We start from the raw sequence: 25,725 nt of genomic DNA on the forward strand, positions 1-25,725 counted from the left end.
TTCAGCGCATGAAGGTTTCCGGCGAGCCCTCGTCGGACGGCGCATCTTCGCCCGAAGAGGCCGGAGTCTCGTCGAGGCGGATTTCGACATAAGCCTCGTCGCGGATCTTCCGCAGCCACAGCTCGGTTTCCTCTTCCACCTTGCGCTTGAACAGTTCCTCCCGCGCCCGGTTTTTCAGCACTTCATTGGTGTCGCTCGACTCCTGCCGCTCCAGCACCTGGATCAGATGCCAGCCGAACTGGGTCTGGACGGGATCGCTGAGCTGGTTTTCGTCCAGCGCGTTCATCGCCTCCTCGAACGGCGGCACCAGGGCGCCCGGCTTGACCCAGCCCAGATCCCCGCCCTTGATCGCCGAACCCTTGTCGTCGGAATGGCCGCGCGCGAGCTCTCCGAAGTCGTCACCGTTTTCGATCCGGGTTTTCAAGGCCAGCAGCTTGTTCTTGGCATCCTCGTCGGACTGCACTTCGTTCGGCTTGATCAGGATGTGCCGGACGTGGGTCTTGGTCAGCTTGGCCTCGCCCGCGCCTCTCATGGCCAGCAGCTTGACGACATGATAGCCGCCGGGGCTGCGGATGGGGTCGCTCACCTCCCCGTCCTTCATCCCGGCCACCACCTCGGCGATATGGCTGGGAATCTCGCTGAGCTTGCGCCAGCCGAGATCGCCGCCTTCCAGCGCCTGCGGGTCGTCCGAGTAGCGGATCGAGGCGTCCTTGAAATCGAGGCCGGACTTCAACTCCTTCACCAGCCTGTCGGCACGCTCCCTGGCCTTCTTCACTTCGTCAGGCGAGGCCTCGCGCGGGGTGGCGATGAGAATGTGGCCCAGCCGGTATTCCCGGTCCGCAACCGCCCCGGTACTGCCCTGGACCTCCAGGTAGTGCTGGATCTCGCGGTCGCTGATCTTGATCTGATTGTTGACCTGGCTGGCGCGCAGACGGCCCATGGCGATCTCGCTGCGCACCTGCTCCAGAAAATCGCCGTAATCGAGCCCTTCCTGGGCGAGCGAGCGGCGGAACTGATCGGGCGTGAGGTTGTTGCGCTGGGCGATCTGGCCCACCGCCATGCGCAAGGTATCGTCGTCCACCTGAATGCCCATTTTTTCGGCCATCTGGATCTGGATCTTGTCGACGATCATGCGCTCCAGCACCTGCCTGACCAGAATCGCATCCGGTGGCAGCGAAGTACGGCTGGCGCGAAGGCTGCGCTTGATCTCGTCGACCTTGCGGACGAGCTCGCTTTCCAGAATGACGCCATCGTCCACCACGGCCACGATGCGATCGACGGCAGCCTCCGCCGGTGACAGACTCGCCATTGCGAACAAAGCGAGGCAGGCCAGCCGGGCCGCCTTTTTGAAACTAGAAATCTTCATTCGGCATCCGGTAACCATTGATGGCGCGATAGAGGAAGCGGTCGACCTGATCTCCCAAGCGGGTCAAACCCTTGAGTTCCATCTGGACGAAAATGGCGGTGTTGGTCGTGGGATCATTGGATTGATTGACGCCGTTGAGATATTCACGGCCCAGCACGGTGAAGCGCCAACAACAGGTTTCATGCTCCAACCCGACCAAACTCTCAAGCGTTCGATTGTAGAGCAGCGAATACTGCCAACGGCCGATCAGATGCCAATCCTTCAGGAAAGGGATACGGAAGGATACGTCCGTATTATTGAGGGCAGTCGTGTTCTGACCTATCGTCGCAGTCTGTTCTATCGCCGGCTGGTTGGGAAGCGGCACACGGTAACGGTAGCTCAAATTCAACAGATTGTTCTGCCGGTCATTGTATTGCAACCCTGCCGAACCTCGCTCGAAACGGCCGGTATAGGGCGATATCTGGGTCTCCCCGCCGAGGGAAAAGGTTTCCGTCAGCCGGGTATCCACTTTCCCGATCACGTTGGCGTAACTCTTGTTGTAGTTATCGTAGGTCAACTGTCCTTGATCCGGCCCCAACACCACCCCCAGCGGGTTGCTGCCGTAAGGATTGACCAGTGTCACCGAAGGATCGGTGACGAAAAATACCTTGCCCAGACTCGCCGTCAGACGCTCCCACCCGGTTTCCTGGTCGATGAAGCGGGACGTCAGCGCCACCGTCACCTGATTCATGTCCGCCAGGCGGTCGGCACCCGCGAAGCGGTTGGTGCGGAACAACTGGTAATACGTGAAGTCGTAATAGTTGCTGTCGAAGATCGGATAGTCGTTCTGGTTGATCTTCGGCACATAGGTATAGAACACGCGGGGTTCCAGCGTCTGCCGCAGCGATGCGGACCCCAGCTCGAAATCCCGGTCGAAAACCAGGCCGCTGTCCACCGAAAAGATGGGAGCGACACGATTCAGGCTGTTGGCGGTCCCCGCCGCCTGGTTTTGGAGCATATAGGTCGTGTTTTGCAAAGCGACGCTGGGAATGAGGAAACTGCCCGGCGACTGGATGGGATAGGAGATCTGCGGCCGGACGTTCAGCCGCTGGCCTTTGACATTGCTGCCGCCATGCCCGAAATTCACGACCTCCGCATTGGTCTGGAAGCGAAACCCTGTATCGCCGATCTGCTCGTTGTAATTTCCCCTGAGACTCGGAAGGCGGTAATAAGGGGTCTGCTCAACCGGAATCGACGGATCGATGTTCTGGTAATAGTCGCTCAGCAGCCTCACCGAACCGTTCGAATACGTGTAATCGGCATACGCCTGGCTCTGGACGAAGGTGTTGGACACCAGACCCAGCGTATTGTTCAACTGGTTCAGATACTGGCTATCGGAAACGTAGTTCAAATCGACCAGGGTGAAAAGATTGTCGGTCCACCGCCCCATCGCGTCGAAGCCGGCCTGTCCTCGGGCTTTCTTCTCCTGGCTGTCTTCCGGGATGATTTCCCCCAGGAGGCGAACGCGCTGGTGTTCCGTCAGCCAGCGGAAGTCCCCCCCGAACAGCGGCCCGCGGCTGGTCATCTCCCTCGCCTGCACCGTCAGGTCGTAATCGGGCGCGAGATTGAAATAGTACGGGACGGATACATTGAAGCCGTTGACCTTGGACTGGCCGAACGTCGGCGACAGGAAGCCGGATTGCCGCCGGTCGTCCACCGGGAAATCCATGTACGGGGTGTAGAACATCGGCACCCCCTTGAACTCCATCCAGGCATGGGTGGCGTCCCCTCGCCCCGTCTCCTTGTCGATGGTGACTTCGTCGGCATGCAGCAGCCAGTCCGTATTACCCGGCGGGCAGGTGGTGTAGGTGGCGGTTTCGTAGCGTGACCGGGTGTCGCTGTCCATGTGGGCTACTCGGGCGACCCCGCGCGATGGCATCGTTTCGACGATGAACTGGCTGTTGCGCAGCACGCCCTTGTCTTCTTCCATCCGCATGAAGGCGGTGTCGCTCGAAAAGGCCAAGCCTTTTTCGCGGTAGAACACGCTGCCGCGGGCATTCACCGTGTCGGCCTCGGTATTGAGGCTCAGGAAATCACCCCTCACGTGCTGATCGTAACGCGTCACCTCGGCATTGCCGGTGAAGGTCGCGACCTCCTGGTCGTCCATTTCGCCGTAATCCCCGTGGACTTCCACCGGCGCCCGTTTGCGGGCGAGCCGGTCCTTCGAGGTGAGGAGGAAATCCTTGGCCGCATCGGACTCGCGCTTTCCGCGGGCGCAGGTTCCCGCCCACGGATTGCTTGGCATCATGCCGAGCAGGCGATCGAAGCGCTGCTCATCGTATTCCGTGATCGTCGTCGCCTGAGCCCAGTCTGCGGGCGGTTCGCCGGCGGCGCCGACCGGCCGCGCGACGCCCCGTGGATCAGGCCCCACCAGGTTGCAGTCCCAGCTCCGGCTCTCCTTCTGCGGCCTGCAGGTCCAGCCGGTCGGCGCGCTCGGGGCATTGACGGCGACGGCCTGGGGAGCGGCCGCTTCCCGCTGCACCGACACGGTCCCCGAGGGTACGAAACGCGAGGCGGCGAGCGGCGTTTCCGGACGGGGCGCCCTGGCGGAGGGCGGCGTTTCCGACTCCTCGGCAGTTTCGCCTTCGGCCACCTCTGGCGTTTCTGCGGGCACCTCCTTTTCCGTCTCCGCCGCCTCGGTTTCTTCCTCTTCGTCGTCGGCAGGACCCGCGACGAACCGGCCTTGCGGCGGCGGCTCGGCGATGCGCGGTTCGGCAAGACGAGCCGGAGGGCGGGACGCCGGCAAAGCCGCCTCCCCCGGCCTGGCGGGCTGGGCCTTGCGCTCGGGCTCGACAGGCGCTTCCGCGCCGCCGTCCTTTTTCTTGGCCACGCATTCCCATTGTTTGTCGTCGGTACTGCGCGCACAGTTCCAGTTGCCCGCCGCCAACACCGGTTGATGCCAGGCTGCGGCCAACGTCATGAGTACCGCGGTCCTCAGCGGGCGAGAAACGCAGGCGGCACCCGACACCGCTTCCGCATTCGAGGGAACCGGTTCCGGCCCGCCCAAGATCAAACCGACACTCCTCCGGCGGGGCCGGACCAAGGAGCGCGGGCAGCGATGGAGAACCACCGGATCATCGAAGCGCAAGAAGCCTTGAAAGAGTGGTCCAGGATATGCTTGTACCAAGCTCGACAGAACGGACAGCCATGCAGCGCGCAAATCCTATATCATTAAGAACCATGGAAAATCGGATCATTGTAACCCAAGGTTTGCACATTTGATTAACTCCCCCGGCATCGCTACCGACAACCGCTTCGAAGCGCTTCTGCGCTGGCTTCCAGTCGCCCTGGGACGGTGCCCCGACGACATCCGACCGATATCGGGCGACGCCAGCTTTCGCCGTTATTTCCGGATCCGGACGGGCGATGCCAGCCATATCGCGATGGACGCCCCGCCGGCACGGGAAAGACTGCGGCCCTTCGTTCACGCCGCCGGCCTCATGGAGAACGCGGGAGTACACATTCCCCGCATCTTCGCCGCCGACGAGGAACAAGGCTTCCTGCTGATGTCCGATCTCGGCGACACCAACTACCTGCAGCAACTGGCGTGCGGAGACGCCGACCTCCTGTACGCCGATGCGCTGGAAACGCTGACGCGCGTGCAACTCCGCATCGATGCCGCCGACTGTGGCCTTCCCGCCTATGATGAAGACCTGCTGCTGCGGGAACTGGAACTGTTTCCCGATTGGTTCCTCGGCGGACTGCTGGGCCTGGAACTCGGCACCGCAGAGGAAGCGCTTTACCGGCGGCTCTCCCTGCACCTGATCGAATCGGCGGTGCGGCAACCCGTCGTCGTCGTCCATCGCGACTTCCATTCCCGCAACCTCATGGTCACCCAAGAACGCAATCCCGGCGTGCTCGATTTCCAGGACGCCGTCGTGGGCCCCATCACCTACGATCTGGTCTCCCTGCTGCGGGACTGCTACATCGCCTGGCCCGAGGCCCGCGTCAAGCGCTGGATGGACGATTACCGCCAACGCCTCGCCGACAGCGGATCGCGAGCCGTAGCCGATAGCGAAACCTTCCAGCGCTGGTTCGACTTCATGGGTCTGCAGCGCCATCTCAAGGCCGTGGGCATCTTCGCCCGGCTCCATCTGCGCGACGGCAAGGACGGCTATCTGCCCGACATTCCCCGTACCCTGCGTTACATCCTGGATGTCGCCGGCAGATACCCGGAATTGGGGGAATTCCATCGTTTTCTCGACCTGCGCGTCTGCGCGGCCATGGACGAGGCCGCCGCCGCGTGAAAGCCATGATCCTCGCCGCGGGCCGGGGCGAGCGCCTGCGTCCGCTGACCGATCACACCCCCAAGCCCCTCCTGCCGGCAGGCGGGCGCCCGCTGATCGAACACACTTTGGAAGCGCTGGTGCGGGCGGGATTCACCGACATCGTCATCAACATCGCCCATCTCGGGGAACAGATCCGCGCGCGGCTGGGCGACGGCGGGGGCTTCGGCGCCCGAATCCGGTATTCCGACGAGGGCGATCATGCGCTCGAAACCGCCGGCGGCATCCGCCAGGCCCTGGACCTGCTCGGCCCGGGGCCTTTCGTCGTCGTGAACGGCGACATCGGCACCGACTACGACTTCGCCCGCCTGCGCCGCGAACCGGCCGGCGATGCCCACCTGGTGCTCGCGCCCAATCCCCCGCATCATCCGCAAGGCGACTTCCGGCTGGACGGCGACCGGGTGACGCCCTCTCCCGACGGAATCTCCGTCTATACCTTCGCCGGGATCGGTCTGTACCGGCCGGAGCTGTTCGCTCCGCTCCCGACGGGACGGGCGCCTCTGGCGCCGTTGCTCCGGCAGGCCATGGCGGGCGGCCGGATCACCGGCGAACTTCACCCCGGCTTCTGGCTGGACATCGGTACGGCGGACCGCCTCGAGGCTTACGACCGCTGGCTCCATGGCCGCCGCGGGGCACAGACGCCGCCTACCGGCAGCTTGTTTGACATGCGCCGTCTCGGCCGGTAACGTTGGATATTTTTTCCGGATTCCGGCCCCGGCCGCGACCACCGGTCCCGATTTGAGGCACAACTCCCCAGCCAGGCCCCCCAGGATGGAAGAATTTCAGCGCATCAAACGCCTGCCCCCTTACGTTTTCAACATCGTCAACGAGCTCAAGGCGAAGGAGCGGGCGCAGGGCAAAGACGTCATCGACTTCGGCATGGGCAACCCCGATCAGCCGACGCCGCAGCACATCGTCGACAAACTGATCGAGTCCGCGCGCAAGGGCGCCACCCATCGCTATTCGGTGTCCAAGGGCATCCCCCGCTTGCGCCGGGCCATCTGCAACTGGTACCGGGCACGCTATGGCGTCGAACTCGACCCCGAGTCCCAGGCCATCGTGACGATTGGCTCAAAGGAAGGCCTGGCGCATCTTGCGCTCGCCACCGTGGGACCGGGCGATGCCATCCTGGTGCCGAACCCGGCCTACCCGATCCACCCTTACGGCTTCGTCCTGGCCGGCGCCGATGTCCGCCACGTGCCGCTGGTGCCCGGGGTCGATTTCTTTGCCGAACTGGAAATGGCGATCAAGACGTCCTGGCCCAAACCCAAGATGCTGATCCTGAATTTCCCGGCCAATCCCACGGCGCAATGCGTGGAGCTGGAATTCTTCGAGAAAGTCGTCGAAATCGCCCGAGAGTACAAGATCTGGGTGGTGCACGACCTGGCCTATGCCGACCTGGTGTTCGACGGCTACGTCGCCCCCTCGATCCTGCAGGTACCGGGCGCGGAAGACATCGCCGTGGAGTTCTTCACGCTGTCCAAGAGTTACAACATGCCCGGCTGGCGGGTGGGCTTCATGTGCGGCAACCGCGAACTGGTATCGGCACTGGGGCGCATCAAGTCTTACCTGGACTACGGCACCTTCACGCCGATCCAGGTCGCGGCGATCACGGCGCTGGAAGGCCCGCAGGACTGCGTGGAGGAAATCCGGCTGATGTACCAGAGCCGCCGCGATGTGCTGTGCAAAGGCCTCAACGACATCGGCTGGCCGGTGGAAAAACCCAAGGGCACCATGTTCGTCTGGGCCAGGATTCCCGAGCAGTACCAGAGCCTGGGCTCGCTGGAATTCGCCAAAAAAATGCTGCTCGACGCCCATGTCGCGGTGTCCCCCGGTATCGGCTTCGGTGAGTTCGGCGACGACCATGTGCGCTTCGGCCTGATCGAGAACGAGCACCGCACCCGCCAAGCCATCCGCGGCATCCGCGATATGATGCGCAAGGACAACGCCGTATAATTCCCGGTTTCCCCACGTCTTGAGGAACGCAGCTTGAATCCCGTAAAAATTGGCATCCTCGGCCTCGGCACGGTGGGCGGCGGCACGGTCAACGTGCTGCGCCGCAACGCCGACGAAATCACCCGCCGCGCCGGCCGCGAGATCCAGGTTTGCCGAGCCTCCACCCGCGACCTGTCGCGCTCCCGCATCTGCGACACCACCGGCATCGCCCTGACCTCCGACCCCGACGAGATCGTCTCCGATCCCGACATCCAGATCGTGGTCGAGACCATCGGCGGCGAGTTCCCGGCGCGGGACCTGGTCATGAAGGCGCTGGAAAACGGCAAGCACGTCGTCACCGCCAACAAGATGCTGATCGCCCTGCACGGCAACGAGATCTTCGCCGCCGCCCGCGAACGCGGCCTGATGGTCGCCTTCGAAGCCGCCGTGGCCGGGGGCATCCCCATCATCAAGACCATCCGCGAAGGCTTGGCCGGCAACAAGGTCGAATGGCTGGCCGGCATCATCAACGGCACCAGCAACTTCATCCTCACCGAGATGTGGGAAAAAGGCCGCGATTTCGCCGACGTGCTGAAGGAGGCCCAGGCACTGGGCTACGCCGAAGCCGATCCGACCTTCGACATCGAAGGGGTGGACGCCGCCCACAAGCTGACCATCCTGGCCTCGATCGCCTTCGGCATCCCGCTCCAGTTCGGCAAGGTCTACATCGAGGGCATCACCGGGATCACCGCGGCCGACGTCAAATACGCCGAAGCCCTGGGTTACCGCATCAAGCTGCTGGGGATCGCCCGCCGCACCCCCAAGGGCATCGAACTACGGGTCCACCCCACCCTGATTCCGGCGCGGAGGCTGATCGCCAACGTCAACGGCGTGATGAACGCGGTGCTGGTCAAGGGCGACGCGGTGGGACCCACGCTGCATTACGGCGCCGGCGCCGGGGCGGAGCCGACCGCCTCCGCCGTGGTCGCCGACATCGTCGACGTGGTCCGCACCCTGACCTCCGATCCGGAGAACCGGGTGCCGCACCTGGCCTTCCAGCCCGCCGCGATTTCCGAAATTCCGATCCTGCCGATCGAAGAGGTCGAAACCGCCTATTACCTGCGGCTCTCCGCCGAGGACAAGCCCGGCGTACTGGCCGACGTGACCCGCATCCTCGCCAGCCACCACATCAGCATCGAGGCCGTGTTGCAGAAGGAAATGCCGGACGGCGAAAGCCATCTGCCTGTCATCATGCTGACGCAGAAGGTCGCCGAACGCGAGCTGAACGCCGCCCTGCGGGAAATCGAAGCCCTTCCGACCATCAAGGGCGCAGTGAAACGCATCCGGCTCGAAACCCTGGGTTAGAAAAACCATGACTACGACGACACGCTACACCGGCCTCATCGAACGCTACCGCGACCGCCTGCCAGTCAGCGCCGACACCCGCATCATCAGCCTGGGCGAAGGCAACACCCCGCTGATCCGGCTGGAAAACCTCCCCCGCCTCCTGGGCAAGCGTGTCGAACTCTATGTGAAATACGAAGGGCTCAATCCCACCGGCTCGTTCAAGGACCGCGGCATGACCATGGCGGTGACCCGCGCCGTCGAGGAAGGCAGCCGGGCCATCATCTGCGCCTCCACCGGCAACACCAGCGCCGCCGCGGCCGCCTATGCCGCGCGCGCCGGCATCACCGCCTTCGTGCTGATCCCGGACGGCAAGATCGCCATGGGCAAGCTGGCCCAGGCCATGATGTACGGCTCGGTGGTGATCCAGATCAAGGGCAATTTCGACGACGGCATGCGGCTGGTCAAGGAAGTGGCAGGAGAAGCGCCGGTGACCATCGTCAACTCGATCAATCCCTACCGGCTGCAGGGCCAGAAGACCGCGGCCTTCGAGATCGTCGACGAGCTCGGCCGGGCGCCGGACTACCACTGCCTGCCGGTCGGCAATGCCGGCAACATCACGGCGCACTGGATCGGCTACAGCGAATACGCCTGCGGCGGCCGCGACTGCGTGACCGAGTCCTGCGCCTTCTGCAGCGGCGATTGCCGCTTCGTAAGCGGCGGCCCGGTGTCGACCAACCGACCGAAGATGGTCGGCTATCAGGCCAGCGGCTCGGCCCCCTTCCTGCGCGGCCACATGGTGGACCATCCGGAAACGGTGGCGACCGCCATCCGCATCGGCCATCCGCAAAGCTGGGACCAGGCCTGGCAGGTCAACCGCGAATCCGGCGGCTGGTTCGACGAATGCAGCGACGAGGAAATCCTGGCCGCGCAGAAGCTGCTCACGGAAAACGAAGGCATCTTCTGCGAGCCGGCCTCCGCCACCTCCCTGGCCGGCGCCCTGCGCGACATCCGGAGCGGCAAGATCCCCGAAGGCAGCACGGTGGTGCTGACCTTGACCGGCAACGGCCTGAAGGATCCCGACACCGCCATCGCCCAGTGCACCCAGAAGCCGCTCACCATCGAAGCCGAGCTGGATTCGGTCAAGCGCGCCATCCTCGACGTACTCTAAACGCCCCCGCCCGCCGCTCCTCACGGGGCGGCGGCCTCTCCCTTTCCAAACCGCCGATTTTTTGACAATAGGCGTAAGGAGCGTCATACACTAACCCCAACGGACCAGGCCGCTCGGGGGTTATTTCATGAAGCTGACGTTCATCGGTGTCGGTTCTGCCTTTGCCCTGCAAAACTACCAGTCGAATGTCCTGATCGAGAGCCAGGGCAGGAAACTCCTGATCGATTGCGGCAGCGATGCGCGCCTTGCCCTGCACCGGCTGGGACTCGGGGCGGAAGACATCGATGCCCTTTACGTCAGTCATCTGCATGCCGATCATATCGGCGGCATCGAATGGCTGGGCTTTTCGCGTTATTTTTCCGGCGGAATGCGGCCGGAACTCTTCATCGAGAAGCGGCTGGCGGAGCATCTCTGGGAGCGATCGCTGCGGGGGGGCATGGCCTCCGTGCAGGGACGGTCGATGCGTCTGGACGACTTCTTCTCTACGGTCCACCGCCTGTCCCCCGGCGGGGCATTCCGGTTTGGGAGCCTTGGCTTACGTCTTTTCTCGACGCTGCATTATTTCGACTGCCGTGAGCTCGCTCCGAGCTACGGTCTGGTGATCGACGTTCATCCGGAAGGCGTCGCGCCGGAAAGGGCCGAGCCTCGTTGCAGCATCATGCTGACGACCGACACCCAGTTTTGCCCCGACCGCCTCGCCGGACTCTACGACAGCGCGGACGTCATTTTCCAGGACTGCGAGACGGCACCGCGGCGATCCGGCATCCACGCGCACTACGATCAGCTTTGCGGACTTCCGGCGCCGATCCGGAAAAAAATGTGGCTATACCACTACCAAGACGGGCCCCTGCCCGACGCGGCCGGCGCGGGTTTCCACGGCTTCGTCCGGCAGGGGCAGGTTTTCGAGTTCTGAACTCCAAAAGCCGGGTGACGGTCAGGTCCGCGGAACGAGCAGGGCTTCGATCTTGGCCAGCAGGCGGTCGAATTCGACCGGCTTGGTGTCGTAATCGTCGCAACCGGCTTCAATGGCCTTGTCGCGGTCGCCGGACATGGCGTGGGCGGTCAGTGCGATGACCGGAATGCCGCGGGTCGCTTCTTCGGCCTTCAGTTTCCTGGTCGCCTCCCATCCGTCCATGACCGGCAGGCTCATGTCCATCAGGACGACATCCGGCATTTCGGCCTGGGCCACCGCCACGCCTTCCGCGCCATCGACCGCAATGACCAGCTCGTAGCCGCGCCGCAGCAGACGCCGGCTGAGCATGTCCCGATTCATCTCGTTGTCTTCCACCAGCAATATCTTCGCCATGGCCGATTCTCCTAGGCTGTGATCCCAAGGCACGCACTGACCCGGTCGCCGAGCTCCTGCAGCAGCTCCTCCCTTCCCCGCGTCCCTTTGTTGACCACGTATTCTACGTAGCCGTTCAGGCGCTGGCGATCTTCGGCGGTGAGATCCTTGGCGGTGACGACGATCACGGGTATCGAGCGCCAGGCTTCCTGCTGGCGCAATTCCTCCAGGAAACTGAAGCCATCCATTTCCGGCATCATCAGGTCCAGGACGATCAGTTCGGGACGGTTTTCCGCCACCCGTTCGAGCGCCACCAGCCCGTTTTCGGCTTCCTCGACCACCCAGCCCTCGTGCTCCAGCATGCGCCGCATCAGCTCCCGGAGGTCGGCATGGTCTTCCACCAGCAGCACGGGACAAGGCGGATCGGCGCAGCGATACTTCTGCAACACCTTGGCCAGGTAGTCCCGGTCGATGGGCTTGGTCAGAAAATCGGTGGCGCCGAGGGCGAATCCCAGATTCCTCTCGTCCAGAAAGGTGGCCATGATAACCGGAATCGGCGCCAGTTCCGGATCGGCCTTCAGCGCCGTCAATACCGCCCAGCCGTCCATTCCCGGCATCATGACGTCGAGAATGATCGCCCCCGGCCTCAGTTCCCTGGCGAGTTTCAGCCCTTTCTGACCGCTGTCCGCCTCCGCCGTGCGCAGGCCCTGCCGATCCAGGAAGCGCCGCATCAGGTCGCGCGCCGCCGGATCGTCGTCGATCACCAGCACGGTGGGAATCCCCTTGGCCAAAGCCGATCCAGGCTCCGCGGCCGGCCCCTTTTCCGGCACGCCGCCGTCGACGGGCAGGTGAATCGTGAAGGTCGAGCCGATCCCCGCCTCGCTCTCCACGGTGATGTCCCCGCCCATCATCTGGCAGAAACGGCGGCTCAGGACCAGCCCCAGGCCGGTGCCGCCGAAATTCCGCGTGGTCGACGCATCGGCCTGCGAAAACGCCTGGAAGAGGCGAGTCATCTGTTCCGGGGTGATGCCGATCCCGGTGTCGCGGACCGCGAAATGCAGCCAGTCCCTTCCAGCGACGCTTTCCCTGTCGACGGCCAGGGTGATGACACCGTCGCGGGTGAATTTGGAGGCATTGCTCAGCAGGTTGAACAGAGCCTGCCGCACCTTGGTCAAATCGGCCCGGATCGAGCCCGTGCCTTTGGCGTACTGGACCTCGAGGCGGTTGTTGTTCTTGGCGACCACCGGCGCAATGGTCGCCACCACGTCGTCGAGCATGGGAACCACCTCGAAGGTCTCCAGGTAGACCTCCATTTTTCCCGCTTCGATCTTCGAAAGATCCAGCACGTCGTTGATCAGGGCCAGCAGATGCTTGCCGGACGCGCGGATCTTGTTCAGGTCGGCCAGTTCCTCTTCGCGCCCCGCATCCTCGGCATCTTCCGCCAGGATCTCGCTGTAGCCGATGATGGCGTTGAGCGGCGTGCGCAGCTCATGCGACATGTTGGCGAGGAATTCCGATTTGAGCCGCGTCGCTTCGAGGGCGGCATCGCGCGCTTCCGCCAGCTCGATGTGGGCGGCCTCCAGTTGCGACTTCCGCTGTTCCGACAGTTTCACCGCCTCGACGAGGCTCAGGACCTTGGGAACCTGCAAGGGCAACACCAGCGCGGTAGCGACCGATACCACGGCAGTCAGGAGCTTGGTGTATCCGGACAGCCAGTAGCTCGCATTCCAGATCGTCCATGCCCCCATGAAATGGGTGACCGCGCAGGCGATGATGAACAGTCCGAAGGCCAGGAATATCCAGGAAAACGGTATGTCGCGGCGGGCCCGATGGATGAGATAGACCAGGGTCGCCGAGATGCAGACGTAGGAAAGCCCGATCAGGAGATCGGTGCTCAGATGCAGCCACCACAGTTGCGGCACCCAAAGGTAGCACATGCCGTGCGGCATGAAGGACTGGCCGCTGACGCCGGTCGCAAACAGGTTCGCCGCCAGTTTCGGCCAGGAAAACAACACCATTGCGGCTATCGCCACGAGCACGAGCCCGTAGGAGAACCAGCGCAGCTGCGAGACCTGCTCGATACTCTCCGGATTGGGCGGACTTGCCGGGGAAATCTCTCGACTTGACATGATCAGCTCTCCGATGGGCATTGACCGGGGCACGGCGCACAGAGCCCGGCGGCCTGCCCCTGTTGACAGCGTTTACGGAAATCGGTGGAATGTCAAGGCGCCTTCCAGAGACCAGTCTGGCGGAATCGGTAGGGATATCCGACCTGCGCCGGACGGCAATGAGGTCGCTCGAAACCCCTTCGAAGCCTGAGCGGGCATGGATTTTCGAAGCCGACCCTCAAGTCTTTGCGAGGCACCATGGACCACACGGACTCGACGCCGATTCATCGGCCGCCCGCGCCATGACCGGCACGACGGCGACGTCTCCCGACAACCGGGGGAAACTCGGCCTGGCCAAGATCCGCCATGGCCTGCGGACGCCCATCAACCATATCATCGGCTATGCCGAAATCCTCCGGGAGGAAGCCGCCGACACCCTGCCCGCCGCTTTCGTCACAGACCTGGAAAAGATCCACAGCAGCGGCTACATCCTGCTGGCGCTGATCAACCGGCATCTGGGCGAGGACTGCACGCCCAACGCGGAACCCGATATCCACGCCCTCAGCCATGAGCTTCGCACCCCGGTGAATCACATCATCGGCTACGGCGAACTGCTGGCCGAACAGTGCGACGAACTGGGTCAACCGGAACTCAAGCCCGACCTCGCCCGGATCGTTTCCGCCGCCCACACCTGGCTGGAGATGATGGAGGAACATTTCGGCAAGCATTCGAATCCGCCTCCCGAACCACCCTCGAACCCACCACCTCCGGCCGCGAATTCCCCGAGCCTGCGGGACCACTGGGTCAGCATCCCTCCCACCGAAGCCCCCTCCCGCAACCTTTGCACCGGTCATCTATTGCTGGCGGACGACGACGAACCCAATCGCGACCTGCTGCGCAGAAGGCTGGAAAAGCTGGGCTACCGCATCACGACGTGCGGGGACGGCCGGGAAGCGCTGGCGCTGGTCCGCGACACCCTGCCGGACTTGGTGCTGCTGGACATGCTGATGCCCGAACTCAATGGCGACGAAGTCCTGGTCCGCATCAAATCCGACGAAACCCTGAGCCACGTGCCAGTCATCATGATCTCGGCGTTGGACCAGGTGGAGGGCATCGCCCATTGCATCGAGCTCGGTGCGGAAGACTACCTCGCCAAGCCCTTCAATCCGATCGTCCTGCGCGCGCGCATCGGCGCCGTGCTGGAGAAAAAGCGGCTGCGCGACCTCGAGCAGGTTTACCTGAAGCAGATCGACGGGGAACGGGCGCGTTCCGACCGGCTGCTGCTGAACATCCTCCCTCAGCCCATCGCCGACCGGCTGAAAAAGGGCGAAGGCCATATCGTGAACACCTTCGACGAGGTCACGGTGATGTTCGCGGATCTGGCGGGCTTCACCGCCTTGTCCGCGGCGATGCCGCCCACCCAGCTGGTGCGCCTGCTCGACCGGATTTTTTCAGCCTTCGACGAACTGGCGGACCGGCACGGCCTGGAGAAGATCAAGACCATCGGCGACGCCTACATGGCTGCCGCCGGCCTGCCGTTCCCGCACCAGGACCACGCGGCCGCCGCCGCCCGCATGGCCTTGGACATGCACCGGACCATCGACCGGATCGGCGCCCAGTGCCCGGCCGAACTGAAAATGCGGATCGGCATCTGCACCGGTCCCGTCATCGCCGGCACGATCGGCCAGAAGAAGTTTATTTACGACCTCTGGGGCGATACCGTCAACACGGCGAGCCGCATGGAGTCGCACGGCCTGCCCGGCCGTACGCAGGTCGCCGCCAGCACCTACGGACTGCTCCGCGGCCGTTTCGAGTTCGAAGAACGCGGCACCATCGACATCCGGGGTAAAGGCCCGATGAAGGCTTATCTCCTTACCTCATGAAGAACGCCTTCCTTCAGCCTATCGGCCGGTGCCCCAAAGACGAGTGAACCCGTATGCCTAAGGTCACGTATTTTCATGAAATCACTTTCGAGGACATCCCGGAAGGACAGACCTTGCTCGATGTTTCGATCCATCACAGGATTCCCCATCTTCACCAGTGCGGCGGCCAGGCGCGCTGCACCACTTGCCGAATTCAGATTCTCGATGGACTTTCCAATGTCTCGCCGCCCAGCCCTCTGGAGAAAAAAGTGGCGTCCGAACGCGGGTGGGACGAATTCACCCGGCTGGCCTGTCAGACCCATGTGCACGGGGATGTGGTCGTTCGGCGGCTGCTCGACAACTCCCAGGACATCATCGTGCTCGACCTGGAAGAACTTCACGGGGGAAGCGCCGGCGAAGGCAAGGAACTCGATTTGGCCGTGCTTTTCTCCGACATTCGGGACTTTACGACCCACAGCGAACAAAACCTGCCCTACGACATCGTGCATATGCTGAACCGCTATTTCACCGCGGCGGCCGAACCGGTGCTCAACAACAACGGCTTTATCGACAAGTACATCGGAGACGGCATCCTGGCGGCGTTCGGCACCCGCGACGAATCCCCGGAAACCGCCTGCCGGAATGCGGTCCGCGCAGCGCTTGGAATGCTGGAGGCCGCACGCCGGCTTGCCCCGACGCTCGAACAGCAGTTCCATGTTCCCTTGCATATCGGCATCGGCATCCATTTCGGAACCGTCATCCTGGGCCGCATCGGCCACCCCGGCAAGCGGCAGATCACGGTGATCGGCGATACGGTCAACACGGCGAGCCGGATCGAGAGCATGACCAAAGAGTTTGCGACCCCGATCCTGCTCAGCGACAGCGTGGTCAGCCAGCAGGGATACGGCGTCAGCCGTATCGATTACGACAAGTTGTTGCGCGTGCTGATCGGAACCCTGGAGGAATTCCTCGCCGAGGAATTCACGCCGGAAGTCCAGCATGCCTGGAGAACCGTATACGGCATGATCGCGGAAACGATGATCGAAGCCGCCGAAAACTGAAGCGAATCGACGGCATCGGCGTAACCGTCTGGCCTCCGGAGCCGGCGGATCTCAAGCAAAAGAATGCCTCGAACGCATCCACCCAGAGCAGCCGAGAAGAGCAGATGAAAAGCCCAGCGGAACATATCGACACCCAGCGCGTCATGGTCGGGACCGACAGGTCCGAAACGGCGGATCAGGCGGTCCGATGGGCCGCATCGTTCGCCGAACGGTACGGCGCCGAACTCTTCGTGGCGCAGGTGATTTCGCCCAGGAATCCGGCGTCCACGGAATACGGCGCCGCCGAACGAACCCAGGCCGCGCTGGCGGGCGACGAACTCGCTGCCTACGCCCGCCAGCTCGCCGGTGCGCGCGGCCACGGAGTGGTCCTCATCGACCCGGATCCCGCCGCGGCGATCGTCCGCGCGGCCGAGCAGGAGAATATCGACGTGCTCGTCGTCGGCAACCTGGGCATGGCCGGTCGGAAGGAATTCCTGCTGGGCAACGTGCCGAACCGCATCAGCCACAACGCCCGCTGCACGGTGGTGATCGTGAATACCATGCCGACCGGTGACCAGCCATCCAAACCCTCCCAGACTTTCGTCCGAGGCAGAGAGCCGGCGCCCACCGAGCCCCGTCTGATGGCGCGGGGCGGCCAGATCGCGGCAGTGATGGCAAAGCACGGATTGAAGGAACTGTTCGGACGCCCGGACGAGGAAGGATCGACCGGCCGGCGGCGGCAGGCCAAACGGCTGCGCTCGGCGCTCGAGGAACTCGGCCCCACCTTTTCCAAGCTCGGCCAAATCCTGTCGACTCGGCCCGACCTGCTGCCCCCCGAGTACATCGAGGAACTGGAGAAGCTGCAGGACCACGTGCCGCCGCTGACCGAGCGGGAAGTCGTCGGGGTGTTCGAGCGGGAACTCGGCGTGCCCTGGGAGGACGTGTTCGAGTCGATCGAGCCGAAACCGCTGGCTGCCGGCACCATCGCCCAGGTTCACCGCGCCACGCTGGTGGGGGGAAGCCGGATCGTGGTCAAGGTGCAGCGGCCCAACGCCCGGGAGGAGATCGAACAGGACCTCGCCCTGCTGGAGGTGTTCGCCGAAAAGGTCGGGGAGCGCCCGGCCCTGAAGAAAGTCATCGACATGGAGGCGGTCTTCAAGCACCTCTCCTCATCGCTGCACCGCGAACTCGACTTCCGGCAGGAGGCCGAGAACATCGCGCGGATGCGGGAGGTCCTCATGGGCTACGACCGTCTCAGCGTCCCCGCGATCTATAACGACTTGTCGACCTCGCGCATCCTGGTGATGGAAGAAATCCAGGGCGTGCCGGTGGTGGAAGCGCCGGAAGGCCCCGAGCGGTCGAAGGCCGCCCGGCAACTGCTGGAAAGCTATTACAAGCAGATTCTCGTCGACGGCTTCTTCCACGCCGACCCGCACCCCGGCAACCTGAAATGGTGGAACGAGCGGATCTATTTTCTCGATTTCGGGATGGTCGGGGACGTCGGCCCCGAGGTCCGCGAAAATCTCATGCTGCTGCTGATGGCGTTCTGGCAGGGCGATGCCGTGTTCCTCAGCGAAGTCACGCTGATGCTGGCTGGCGCCACCGACCGAAGCGATCTGGACATCGCCCGCTTCCAGGCCGAAATCGGCGAGCTGATGGCGAAATACCGGACCGCGGCGCTGGCGGACATGCAGATCGGCGTGATTCTCCAGGAAATGTGCGAGATCGCGCTGCGTTACGAGGTCCCCATGCCGGCTTCACTGACGCTGATCGGCAAGGCGCTGGCCCAGGTCCAGATGGCCACGGCGCGGCTGGACCCCACGCTCGATCCTTTCGACATCGCCGGCCATTTCCTGATGCGGTCGATGTTCAAGGGCATGCGTTCCCGGCTCGATCCGAAGGCTCTGATTTACCAATCCCAGAAGCTGCAGGTGCGGGCCACACGGGTGATCGACGCGCTGGAACGCCTGGTCGGCGCCCGGCCGGGACCCAAGCTCGAGGTGAAATTCCGCGCCAACACGCTCGAAGACGCCGTGCGCCGAACCGGGCACCGCGTGGCCTTGGGGCTGACGGCCGCCGCCAGCGTGCTTGCCGCCGGACTCACGGCCGGCTCGGCGGCGGTCGCTGAATGGATATCCGCGGGCTTTGGCGTCAGCGGCGCTGTGCTGACCCTCGGTTTGATCGCCGATGCGATGCGCCGGCGCTGAGTCCCGAGGAGCGATCATGATGCACCGGATCGGTTTGCCCAAACCGGCCGGTTCAAAGTTCTGATGCGTCGCAGGACGGGCTCTTGGCACCGCCGCTGCGGATCGAACGCAGGATGGATTTCTCGAGCCCGTAAGCCATGATGGCCATGACCAGCCCGACCAGCCGTCGCTCCAGCCGCTGAAAGAAAGATCTCCGAGATCGACCGTTCATGCCTTCTCTCCCGCCCGATGGGCAAACCCAAGGCGCTGCCTAAACGGCGAGTCCTCAGGGAATGTCAAACTCCCGCTCATCCTCCGGCGTGCCGGACCCTTGAAAGAAGTCCGGACCGAGTTCGGAAACCGGAGCGCCCTTGCAGCGGAAATTCGCGATGAGCTTGCCGCCCTTGTCGACGACGACGCCGTCCTTTTTCCAGCCCTTGCCGCTGCCGGTATAGACCACGTAGTTGTACTCGCCCTTGCTGAAGCGCAGAAAGGCGCCGCCGCCACCGGAATACATCAGGGTTTCGCCCTTGACGGAATTCGCCGGATGGGCGGCCGGATCGGGCAACTTGATTTCCGGATGGCCTTCCGGGCCGAACCGATACTGGATGGAACCCGCCGTCGGCGACAGCTCCTTCGACGCGCAGACCGACACGATCTTCTCGCCCACACTGCAAGAGAACACCGTTTTCTCCTCGGCGGTACAGTGGCTGGCCGCTGCGTGTGAAACAGCCGGGACCAGGCCGAGCGCCAACAAACCCGCAATGCTTTTCATTTGCCCCCCTGACGAGCCGGAAAGGCCGATCTTACTTCAATGACCGCCTCCCGGGATACAAACGGCTTGTTGGGGGCAGCGACCGTCCTCGTAAAAACATTCGGCGTCACGCCTCAACAAAGGGATTCCGAGAATAGCCGCGTGTGCCCCGATAAAGAAGTCCGGCAGGACGCCCTGCTTGGTGCCTTTTTGCCGGCGATATTGGAGAAAGGCCTTTCCCGCCAGGAACAGGGCTTCCCGCGGGATCGACTCGACGATCAAACTGGCTTCGGCCAGCATGGCTTCCAGTTCCTCGATGCGATGGAACGCGATCGACAACTCGGCGTAAACGACGGGGTTGCGGCTCCGCGGAGGGGGCAAACCGGCTTGCGGGCCGCTTGGTTTCGTATGACCTCGCGGGACGCGGCGCAAGGGGCCGGGCCGAATAGCCCGGCATGAAGGGACAACGGACTACCACTTCATGCCAGCGAACCGTATCTTCTGCCTCATTTCGATGCGCCGTGTTCCACAATTGCACTTCCTCCCGTCAGAAGCGCTTCTGCTCCGCGCCTCCTTCGACTCACCGCCAATTTGAAATCAATAGCCTATGCATGCTAGACACCCTTGGCATAGGTAATGCTTGAATCCTTCTGAAACCTGCGCCAACGGCGGCGCGGCACCAGGACAAAGGCGTCTTGGGCTTTGTGGACTAGCTTCCGCGAAGCCTAAGACGCTTTTTTTTGCTTCAAGACCAACCCCGACGTGGCAAGGCAAGACCCCAAACCCGGAGCAACAGTCATGAACTTAAAAGAATTCAAGCAGGCCGGACATTGGCCGACCCTGCTTTCCGCCTTTCTCTATTTCGACGTGTCCTTCATGGTCTGGGTGATGCTCGGACCGCTTTCCCTCTATATCACCAAGGACCTGGCGCTGCCGCTCGAGGAGAAGTTCACCATCGTCGCCATACCCATCCTCTCCGGCGCGGTGTTCCGCATCATCCTGGGTTCCATGGCCGACCATATCGGCCCCAAGCTGACCGGCATCCTGGCCCAGCTGCTGGTGATCCTGGGCCTCGCCTATGTGTTCGTGTTCGGCCTGCACTCCAAGCTGGAGGTCGAAATCCTGGGGCTGCTGCTGGGCGTGGCCGGCGCCAGCTTCGCCGTGGCCTTGCCGCAGGCCAGCCGCTGGTATCCGCCCAAGTTCCAGGGCGTGGTGATGGGCATCGCCGGCGCCGGCAACATGGGCGTGGTACTGGATTCCATGATCGTGCCCTGGCTGGCCGAGAAGTTCGGCTGGCAGGCGGTGTTTGGCTTCCTGCTCATCCCATTGGTGATCGTCCTGATCGTCTACGCGGTGCTGGTGAAGGATGCCCCGGACAAGCGCACGCCGGTCACCCTGGCGAACTATGCCGCAGTGATGAAAGACCCGGACGCCTGGTGGTTCATGTTCTTCTATTCCATCACCTTCGGAGGCTTCGTCGGTCTCGGCAATGCCCTGCCGCTGTACTTCACCAACTGGTATCACGTCTCCGGCATCGCGGCCGGCATGATGGTCGCCATCGTGGTGTTCGCCGGCTCGATGTTCCGCCCGGTCGGCGGCTACCTGGCCGACCGCATCGGCGGCATCCGCGCCCTCCAGGTCCTGTTCGTGGTGGTGTCCCTGTCCTATCTGGCGATCTCGTTCATGCCGGAAGGCCCGGTGCCGCAAGGGCTGGGCAACGCCAAGGTGGCCGGCTGGGGCCTGTGGGAACTGCCGGCGGAAGGCTGGGGTGCGGTCGCCATCTTCTTCGCCGGCACCCTGGCGCTGGGCATGGGCAACGGTTCGGTGTTCCAGCTGGTGCCGCTGCGCTTCCGCAAGGAAATCGGGGTGGTCACCGGCCTGGTGGGTTGCGCCGGCGGCGTGGGCGGCTTCTTCCTGGCGAAGACCCTGGGGCTGTCGTGGGAAATACAGCACGGCTTCGCGCTCGGGTTCAGCGTGTTCGCCGTCCTCCCGCTGCTCGGCCTAGGCGGGCTGGTGATGGTGAGGAAACGCTGGCGCACGACCTGGGGCGCGGTTTCCGGAGCACAGGTCTGACCGCGATCCGCCTCCCGATAGCGCCATGACCGTTCCCGGCCAACCCGTCCTCCGCGCCGCCTTCGTCTCCCTGCAGGGGCGGCGCGAAGACAACCAGGACTTCGCCGGCGTCGCCGAGCCGCCGCCGCGGGATGCCGCCGCGCGCGGCTTCGTGGCGGCCGTGGCCGATGGCATCGGCGGCGCCCGTGGCGGCCGGGTCGCGGCGGAAGTGTCGGTGCGCAGCTTCATGGAAGCCTACTACGGCCTGTCCGAAACCTTAGGCATGGAACAGCTGCTGGACCGTTGCCTGGGCTCGGTCAACCGCTGGGTGCACGCCATGGGCCGACGCGATCCCGAGCTGGCGCACATGGGCACCACCTTCAGCGGATTGATCTTCCGGGGCCGCCGCGTCTATCTGGTGCATGTGGGCGATTCCCGGATTTACCGCCTGCGCGGCGACGAACCGGAGCTGCTGACCTCGGATCACACCCTGAGTGGGCCGGGGCTGGATCATGTCCTGTACCGCGCGGTCGGACTCGATCCCGGCCTCCGGATCGATTACAGCGTGTATCCGCTGGAACCGCACGACCGTTTTCTGCTCTGCAGCGACGGCCTGCACGGCAGCCTCGAACAGGAACAGATCAGGGAGATCCTGCAGGAACGGGCCACCCCCGAAACCACGGCCGAGGCGCTGGCGCTCCGGGCATTCGAGCAGGGCAGCCAGGACAATATCACCGCCTTGGTGGTGGACGTCATCGCCCTCCCGCCCGCGGAGAAGCAGTCGCTGCGCCTCGCCATCGAAGCCCTGCCGCTGCTGGATCTGCCGGAGGTGGGCGACGAGGTGGACGGTTTCAGGCTGGAACGCCTGCTGTCCTCGGGGCGCTACAGCGCGCTGTTCCTCGCGGCCGACACTCTGGGGCAGGACAAGCCGGTGGTGGTGAAGTTTCCGCATCCTCGCGTCGCCAGCGAACGGGAATACTACGATGCCTTCGTGCGCGAGGCCTGGATCGGCGCGCGGGTGAAAAGCCCCTGGGTCGGCGAGATCCTCGAACAGGCTCCCGGACGCCAGAGCCGGCTCTATTCGGTCATGCCTTTCTATCCCGGCGCCTCCCTGGAGCACGAGCTGGCGCGCCGGCCGCTCATCGCCCTGGAAGCCGGCATCGATCTCGCCTTGAAGCTGTGCAAGGCGGTGCATGCGCTGCACCGCCAGCAGATCGTCCACCGCGACATCAAGCCGGACAACGTCCTGCTGGACCCGGAAGGCGGCCTCAAGCTGCTGGACCTCGGCATCGCCCGGCTGCCGGCCTGGGACGAGGATCGGGCCGATCCCATCCCCGGCACCCCCAGCTACATGGCGCCGGAAATGTTCCAGGGCGAACGCGGCAGCATCGCCACCGACGTGTTCGCGCTCGGCGTGACCCTGTACCGGATGTTCGCCGGCGGCGCCTACCCCTATGGCGAGATCGAGCCGTTCTGCACGCCGCGCTTCGGCAGCCCGAAACCGCTGACCGCCCACCGCCCGGACCTCCCGGCTTGGCTGGACGCGGTGCTGGCCCGCGCCATCGCGGCCGATCCGGCACAGCGCCCGGCCGATGCCGTGGAACTGGCTTACGAACTGGAGGCCGGACTGGAAAAAGGCGGGGGCAGGCGCACGCCGCGCCGGCCCCCGCCGCTGTACGAGCGCAATCCCCTGCTGTTCTGGAAGGCCGTCGCGGCGCTGCTGCTGGGCCTCCTGGCCGTGGCCGGCCTACGCCTGCCGGCGCCCTCCTGCCCGCCTTCGGAAGCGGCATCCCGCAACAACCCCTTGATTCACGATAACGGAGACTCGCGATGAGCAAACCCAAACTCGTCCTCATCGGCAACGGCATGGCCGGCGTCCGCACGCTGGAGGAGCTGCTGAAGCTGGCGCCCGGCAAGTACGACATCACCGTGTTCGGCGCCGAACCCCATCCCAACTACAACCGCATCCTGCTCTCGCCGGTCCTCGCCGGCGAGAAGAAACTGGAAGACATCATCCTCAACGACGAGGCGTGGTACGCCGAACACGGCATCACCTTGCACAAGGGCAAAAAAGTCGTCGCCATCGACCGCGTCCGCCGCTGCGTCCGCACCGAAGACGGGACTGAAGCTGGCTACGACCGGCTGCTGCTGGCGACCGGCTCGGCGCCCTTCATCCTGCCGGTGCCGGGCAAGGACCTGGAAGGCGTGGTCGGCTTCCGCGATATCCGCGACGTCGAGCTGATGCTGGAAGCCTCGGAAAAGCACCGTCACGCCGTCGTCATCGGCGGCGGCCTGCTGGGGCTCGAAGCCGCCAACGGCCTCAAGAAGCGCGGCATGGACGTCACCGTGGTGCACCTGCTCGACACCCTGATGGAACGGCAGCTCGACAAACCGGCCGCGGCCCTGCTGCAACGGGCCCTGGAAGACAGCGGCCTGGACTTCAAGCTGGAAGCCCAGACCGAGGCGCTGCTGGGCGAAGGCCGGGTCCGCGCGGTCCGCTTCAAGGACGGCTCGGAAGTACCCGCCGACCTGGTGGTCATGGCGGTGGGCATCCGCCCCAACATCGAGCTGGCCAAGGCATCCGGCATCCATTGCGAGCGCGGCATCCTGGTCAGCGACACGATGCAGACCTTCGATCCCCAGGTCTACGCGGTCGGCGAATGCGTGCAGCACCGCGGCGAGCTGTTCGGCCTGGTCGCACCGCTGTTCGAGCAGGCTAAAGTCTGCGCCAACCACCTGGCGGAATTCGGCATCGCCCGCTACGAAGGATCGGTCACCTCGACCAAGCTCAAGGTCACCGGCATCGACCTCTTCTCCGCCGGGGAATACCAGGGCGGCGCCGGCTGCGAGGAACTGCTGTTCCAGGACCCCTCGCGCGGCGTCTACAAGAAACTGGTGGTCCGCGACAACAAGGTCGCCGGCGCGGTGCTGTACGGCGACACCGTGGACGGCGCCTGGTATTTCCAGATGATGCGGGACGGCACCGACATCTCCGCCTTCCGCGAGAACATCCTGTTCGGCCAGGCCCACATGGGCGATTCCGGCCACGGTGCCGAAAGCCACGCCGCCCGGCTGCCGGAAGACGCCGAGGTCTGCGGCTGCAACGGCGTCTGCAAGAAAACCATCGTCGATGCCATCGTCCAGAAGAAGCTCTTCACGCTGGACGAAGTGCGCGCCCACACCAAGGCCTCGGCCTCCTGCGGTTCCTGCACCGGCCTGGTCGAACAGATACTGCAGAGCACCCTGGGCAGCGATTACTCGGTCAGTCCGGCCAAAAAGCCTCTGTGCAAATGCACGGACCTCACCCACGAAGAGGTGCGGGAAGCCGTCCGCATCCAGGGCTTGAAAACCATTCCGGAACTCATGGGTTCGCTGGGCTGGCGAACGCCGGACGGCTGCCATGCCTGCCGCCCGGCGCTCAATTACTACCTGCTGTGCCAATGGCCGAACGAGTACCGGGACGACCCGCAATCCCGCTTCATCAACGAGCGGGTTCATGCCAACATCCAGAAGGACGGCACCTATTCCGTGGTTCCCCGCATCTGGGGCGGCGTGACCAATCCGCGCGAACTGCGGGCGATCGCCGACGTGGCGGAAAAGTTCCAGGTCCCCTGCGTCAAGATCACCGGCGGCCAGCGCATCGACCTCCTGGGCGTGCCCAAGGCGCAGCTGCCGGCCATCTGGGCGGAGCTGGGCAAGCACGGCCTCATGTCCGGCCATGCCTACGGCAAGTCGCTGCGGACGGTGAAGACCTGTGTCGGCAAGGAATGGTGCCGCTTCGGCACGCAGGATTCGACCACCCTGGGCATCGAGCTGGAGAAGATGACCTGGGGCTCGTGGACGCCGGCCAAGGTCAAGATGGCGGTGTCCGGCTGCCCGCGCAATTGCGCCGAAGCCACGATCAAGGATTTCGGGGTGGTGGCCGTGGATTCCGGCTGGGAACTGCACGTCGGTGGCAACGGCGGCGTGAAGGTGCGCGCGACCGACTTTCTTTGCAAGGTGCAGACGGATGAGGAAGTCATGGAATACGCCGCGGCCTACATGCAGCTCTACCGCGAGGAGGCCCGCTACCTGGAACGCACCGCGCACTGGATCGAACGGGTCGGACTGCCGTACCTGCAAAGCCGCATCGTCGACGATGCCGCTGGCCGCAGGGCGCTCTGCGCGCGCTTCCTGGAGTCGCAGCGCAAGGCGCAGATCGATCCCTGGGCCGAACGCGCGCAAGGGGCGGAAAAACACGAGTTCGAACCGTTGACGCCCGCGGAGCGGAAAGCGCATGCCTGCATCGCCTGAGGAA

The 25,725-nt window shown here is 64.2% G+C and carries 19 protein-coding genes; 12 read left to right on the forward strand and 7 right to left on the reverse strand.

Annotation, left to right across the window (positions count from 1 at the left end):
- Position 1: 1 nt before the first annotated feature.
- Both GNH96_RS15220 and lptD read right to left on the reverse strand, forming a co-directional pair.
- Positions 2–1,366, reverse strand: a complete 1,365-nt coding sequence (locus GNH96_RS15220; protein WP_169604414.1) for a peptidylprolyl isomerase — start codon at positions 1,364–1,366, stop codon at positions 2–4.
- Positions 1,353–4,325, reverse strand: a complete 2,973-nt coding sequence (gene lptD / locus GNH96_RS15225) for an LPS assembly protein LptD (RefSeq protein WP_228719908.1) — start codon at positions 4,323–4,325, stop codon at positions 1,353–1,355. Before lptD ends, GNH96_RS15220 begins: the two co-directional genes overlap by 14 nt.
- Before the next feature lie 298 nt (positions 4,326–4,623).
- On the opposite strand from lptD, the gene GNH96_RS15230 reads away from it, so the two are divergent.
- The 6 genes from GNH96_RS15230 (at position 4,624) to GNH96_RS15255 (ending at position 11,054) form a co-directional block, all read left to right on the forward strand.
- Positions 4,624–5,652 (forward strand): aminoglycoside phosphotransferase family protein, encoded by a 1,029-nt coding sequence (locus tag GNH96_RS15230; protein ID WP_169604416.1) that lies wholly within the window; start codon positions 4,624–4,626, stop codon positions 5,650–5,652.
- Positions 5,649–6,377 (forward strand): N-acetylmuramate alpha-1-phosphate uridylyltransferase MurU, encoded by a 729-nt coding sequence (gene murU / locus GNH96_RS15235; RefSeq protein WP_169604417.1) that lies wholly within the window; start codon positions 5,649–5,651, stop codon positions 6,375–6,377. The genes GNH96_RS15230 and murU overlap by 4 nt, the downstream gene beginning before the upstream one ends.
- Positions 6,378–6,462: 85 nt before the next feature.
- The gene (alaC, locus tag GNH96_RS15240) at positions 6,463–7,647 is read left to right on the forward strand and encodes an alanine transaminase (protein ID WP_169604418.1); all 1,185 of its coding nucleotides are present in this window, start codon (positions 6,463–6,465) and stop codon (positions 7,645–7,647) included.
- Between the two features lie 33 nt (positions 7,648–7,680).
- On the forward strand, positions 7,681–8,991 hold the full coding sequence (locus GNH96_RS15245; RefSeq protein WP_169604419.1) for a homoserine dehydrogenase: 1,311 nt from the start codon (positions 7,681–7,683) through the stop codon (positions 8,989–8,991).
- 7 nt (positions 8,992–8,998) lie between these two features.
- Positions 8,999–10,141, forward strand: a complete 1,143-nt coding sequence (thrC, locus tag GNH96_RS15250) for a threonine synthase (RefSeq protein WP_169604420.1) — start codon at positions 8,999–9,001, stop codon at positions 10,139–10,141.
- A 127-nt stretch (positions 10,142–10,268) separates the two neighbouring features.
- Entirely contained in the window at positions 10,269–11,054 is a 786-nt protein-coding gene (locus GNH96_RS15255; protein ID WP_169604421.1) for an MBL fold metallo-hydrolase, read from the forward strand.
- 21 nt (positions 11,055–11,075) lie between these two features.
- Here the strand turns inward: GNH96_RS15255 and GNH96_RS15260 are convergent, their stop codons facing one another.
- Together GNH96_RS15260 and GNH96_RS15265 are read right to left on the reverse strand one after the other, a co-directional pair.
- Complete coding sequence (locus tag GNH96_RS15260) at positions 11,076–11,447, reverse strand: response regulator (RefSeq protein ID WP_169604422.1); 372 nt, start codon at positions 11,445–11,447, stop codon at positions 11,076–11,078.
- Between the two features lie 11 nt (positions 11,448–11,458).
- Complete coding sequence (locus tag GNH96_RS15265) at positions 11,459–13,555, reverse strand: ATP-binding response regulator (protein ID WP_223163444.1); 2,097 nt, start codon at positions 13,553–13,555, stop codon at positions 11,459–11,461.
- A 281-nt stretch (positions 13,556–13,836) separates the two neighbouring features.
- On the opposite strand from GNH96_RS15265, the gene GNH96_RS15270 reads away from it, so the two are divergent.
- The 3 genes from GNH96_RS15270 to GNH96_RS15280 all read left to right on the forward strand — a co-directional run bounded on the left by GNH96_RS15270 (position 13,837) and on the right by GNH96_RS15280 (position 18,643).
- On the forward strand, positions 13,837–15,417 hold the full coding sequence (locus tag GNH96_RS15270) for an adenylate/guanylate cyclase domain-containing protein (protein WP_169604423.1): 1,581 nt from the start codon (positions 13,837–13,839) through the stop codon (positions 15,415–15,417).
- 53 nt (positions 15,418–15,470) lie between these two features.
- Positions 15,471–16,457, forward strand: coding sequence for an adenylate/guanylate cyclase domain-containing protein (locus GNH96_RS15275; protein ID WP_169604424.1), 987 nt, complete (start codon positions 15,471–15,473; stop codon positions 16,455–16,457).
- Between the two features lie 104 nt (positions 16,458–16,561).
- A complete protein-coding gene (locus GNH96_RS15280) occupies positions 16,562–18,643 on the forward strand; it encodes an AarF/UbiB family protein (protein ID WP_169604425.1) in 2,082 nt (693 codons plus the stop codon).
- Positions 18,644–18,695: 52 nt separating this feature from the next.
- On the opposite strand, the gene GNH96_RS15285 is transcribed toward GNH96_RS15280, so the two are convergent.
- The 3 genes from GNH96_RS15285 to GNH96_RS15295 are packed head-to-tail and all read right to left on the reverse strand — an operon-like array spanning position 18,696 to position 19,676.
- Entirely contained in the window at positions 18,696–18,854 is a 159-nt protein-coding gene (locus GNH96_RS15285; protein ID WP_169604426.1) for a hypothetical protein, read from the reverse strand.
- A gap of 54 nt (positions 18,855–18,908) precedes the next feature.
- Positions 18,909–19,397, reverse strand: a complete 489-nt coding sequence (locus GNH96_RS15290; protein WP_169604427.1) for a hypothetical protein — start codon at positions 19,395–19,397, stop codon at positions 18,909–18,911.
- A gap of 36 nt (positions 19,398–19,433) precedes the next feature.
- The gene (locus GNH96_RS15295; protein WP_169604428.1) at positions 19,434–19,676 is read right to left on the reverse strand and encodes a type II toxin-antitoxin system VapC family toxin; all 243 of its coding nucleotides are present in this window, start codon (positions 19,674–19,676) and stop codon (positions 19,434–19,436) included.
- Between the two features lie 498 nt (positions 19,677–20,174).
- On the opposite strand from GNH96_RS15295, the gene GNH96_RS15300 reads away from it, so the two are divergent.
- The 3 genes from GNH96_RS15300 to nirB are packed head-to-tail and all read left to right on the forward strand — an operon-like array spanning position 20,175 to position 25,721.
- Positions 20,175–21,449 carry a nitrate/nitrite transporter gene (locus GNH96_RS15300; RefSeq protein ID WP_169604429.1) on the forward strand — a complete coding sequence of 425 codons (1,275 nt, stop codon included), beginning with the start codon at positions 20,175–20,177 and terminating at the stop codon, positions 21,447–21,449.
- Between the two features lie 25 nt (positions 21,450–21,474).
- Positions 21,475–23,262, forward strand: coding sequence for a bifunctional protein-serine/threonine kinase/phosphatase (locus GNH96_RS15305; protein ID WP_169604430.1), 1,788 nt, complete (start codon positions 21,475–21,477; stop codon positions 23,260–23,262).
- On the forward strand, positions 23,259–25,721 hold the full coding sequence (gene nirB, locus GNH96_RS15310) for a nitrite reductase large subunit NirB (RefSeq protein ID WP_169604431.1): 2,463 nt from the start codon (positions 23,259–23,261) through the stop codon (positions 25,719–25,721). Before GNH96_RS15305 ends, nirB begins: the two co-directional genes overlap by 4 nt.
- Positions 25,722–25,725: the final 4 nt, after the last annotated feature.

The sequence above is a fragment of the Methylococcus geothermalis genome (assembly GCF_012769535.1).
GTDB lineage: Bacteria > Pseudomonadota > Gammaproteobacteria > Methylococcales > Methylococcaceae > Methylococcus > Methylococcus geothermalis.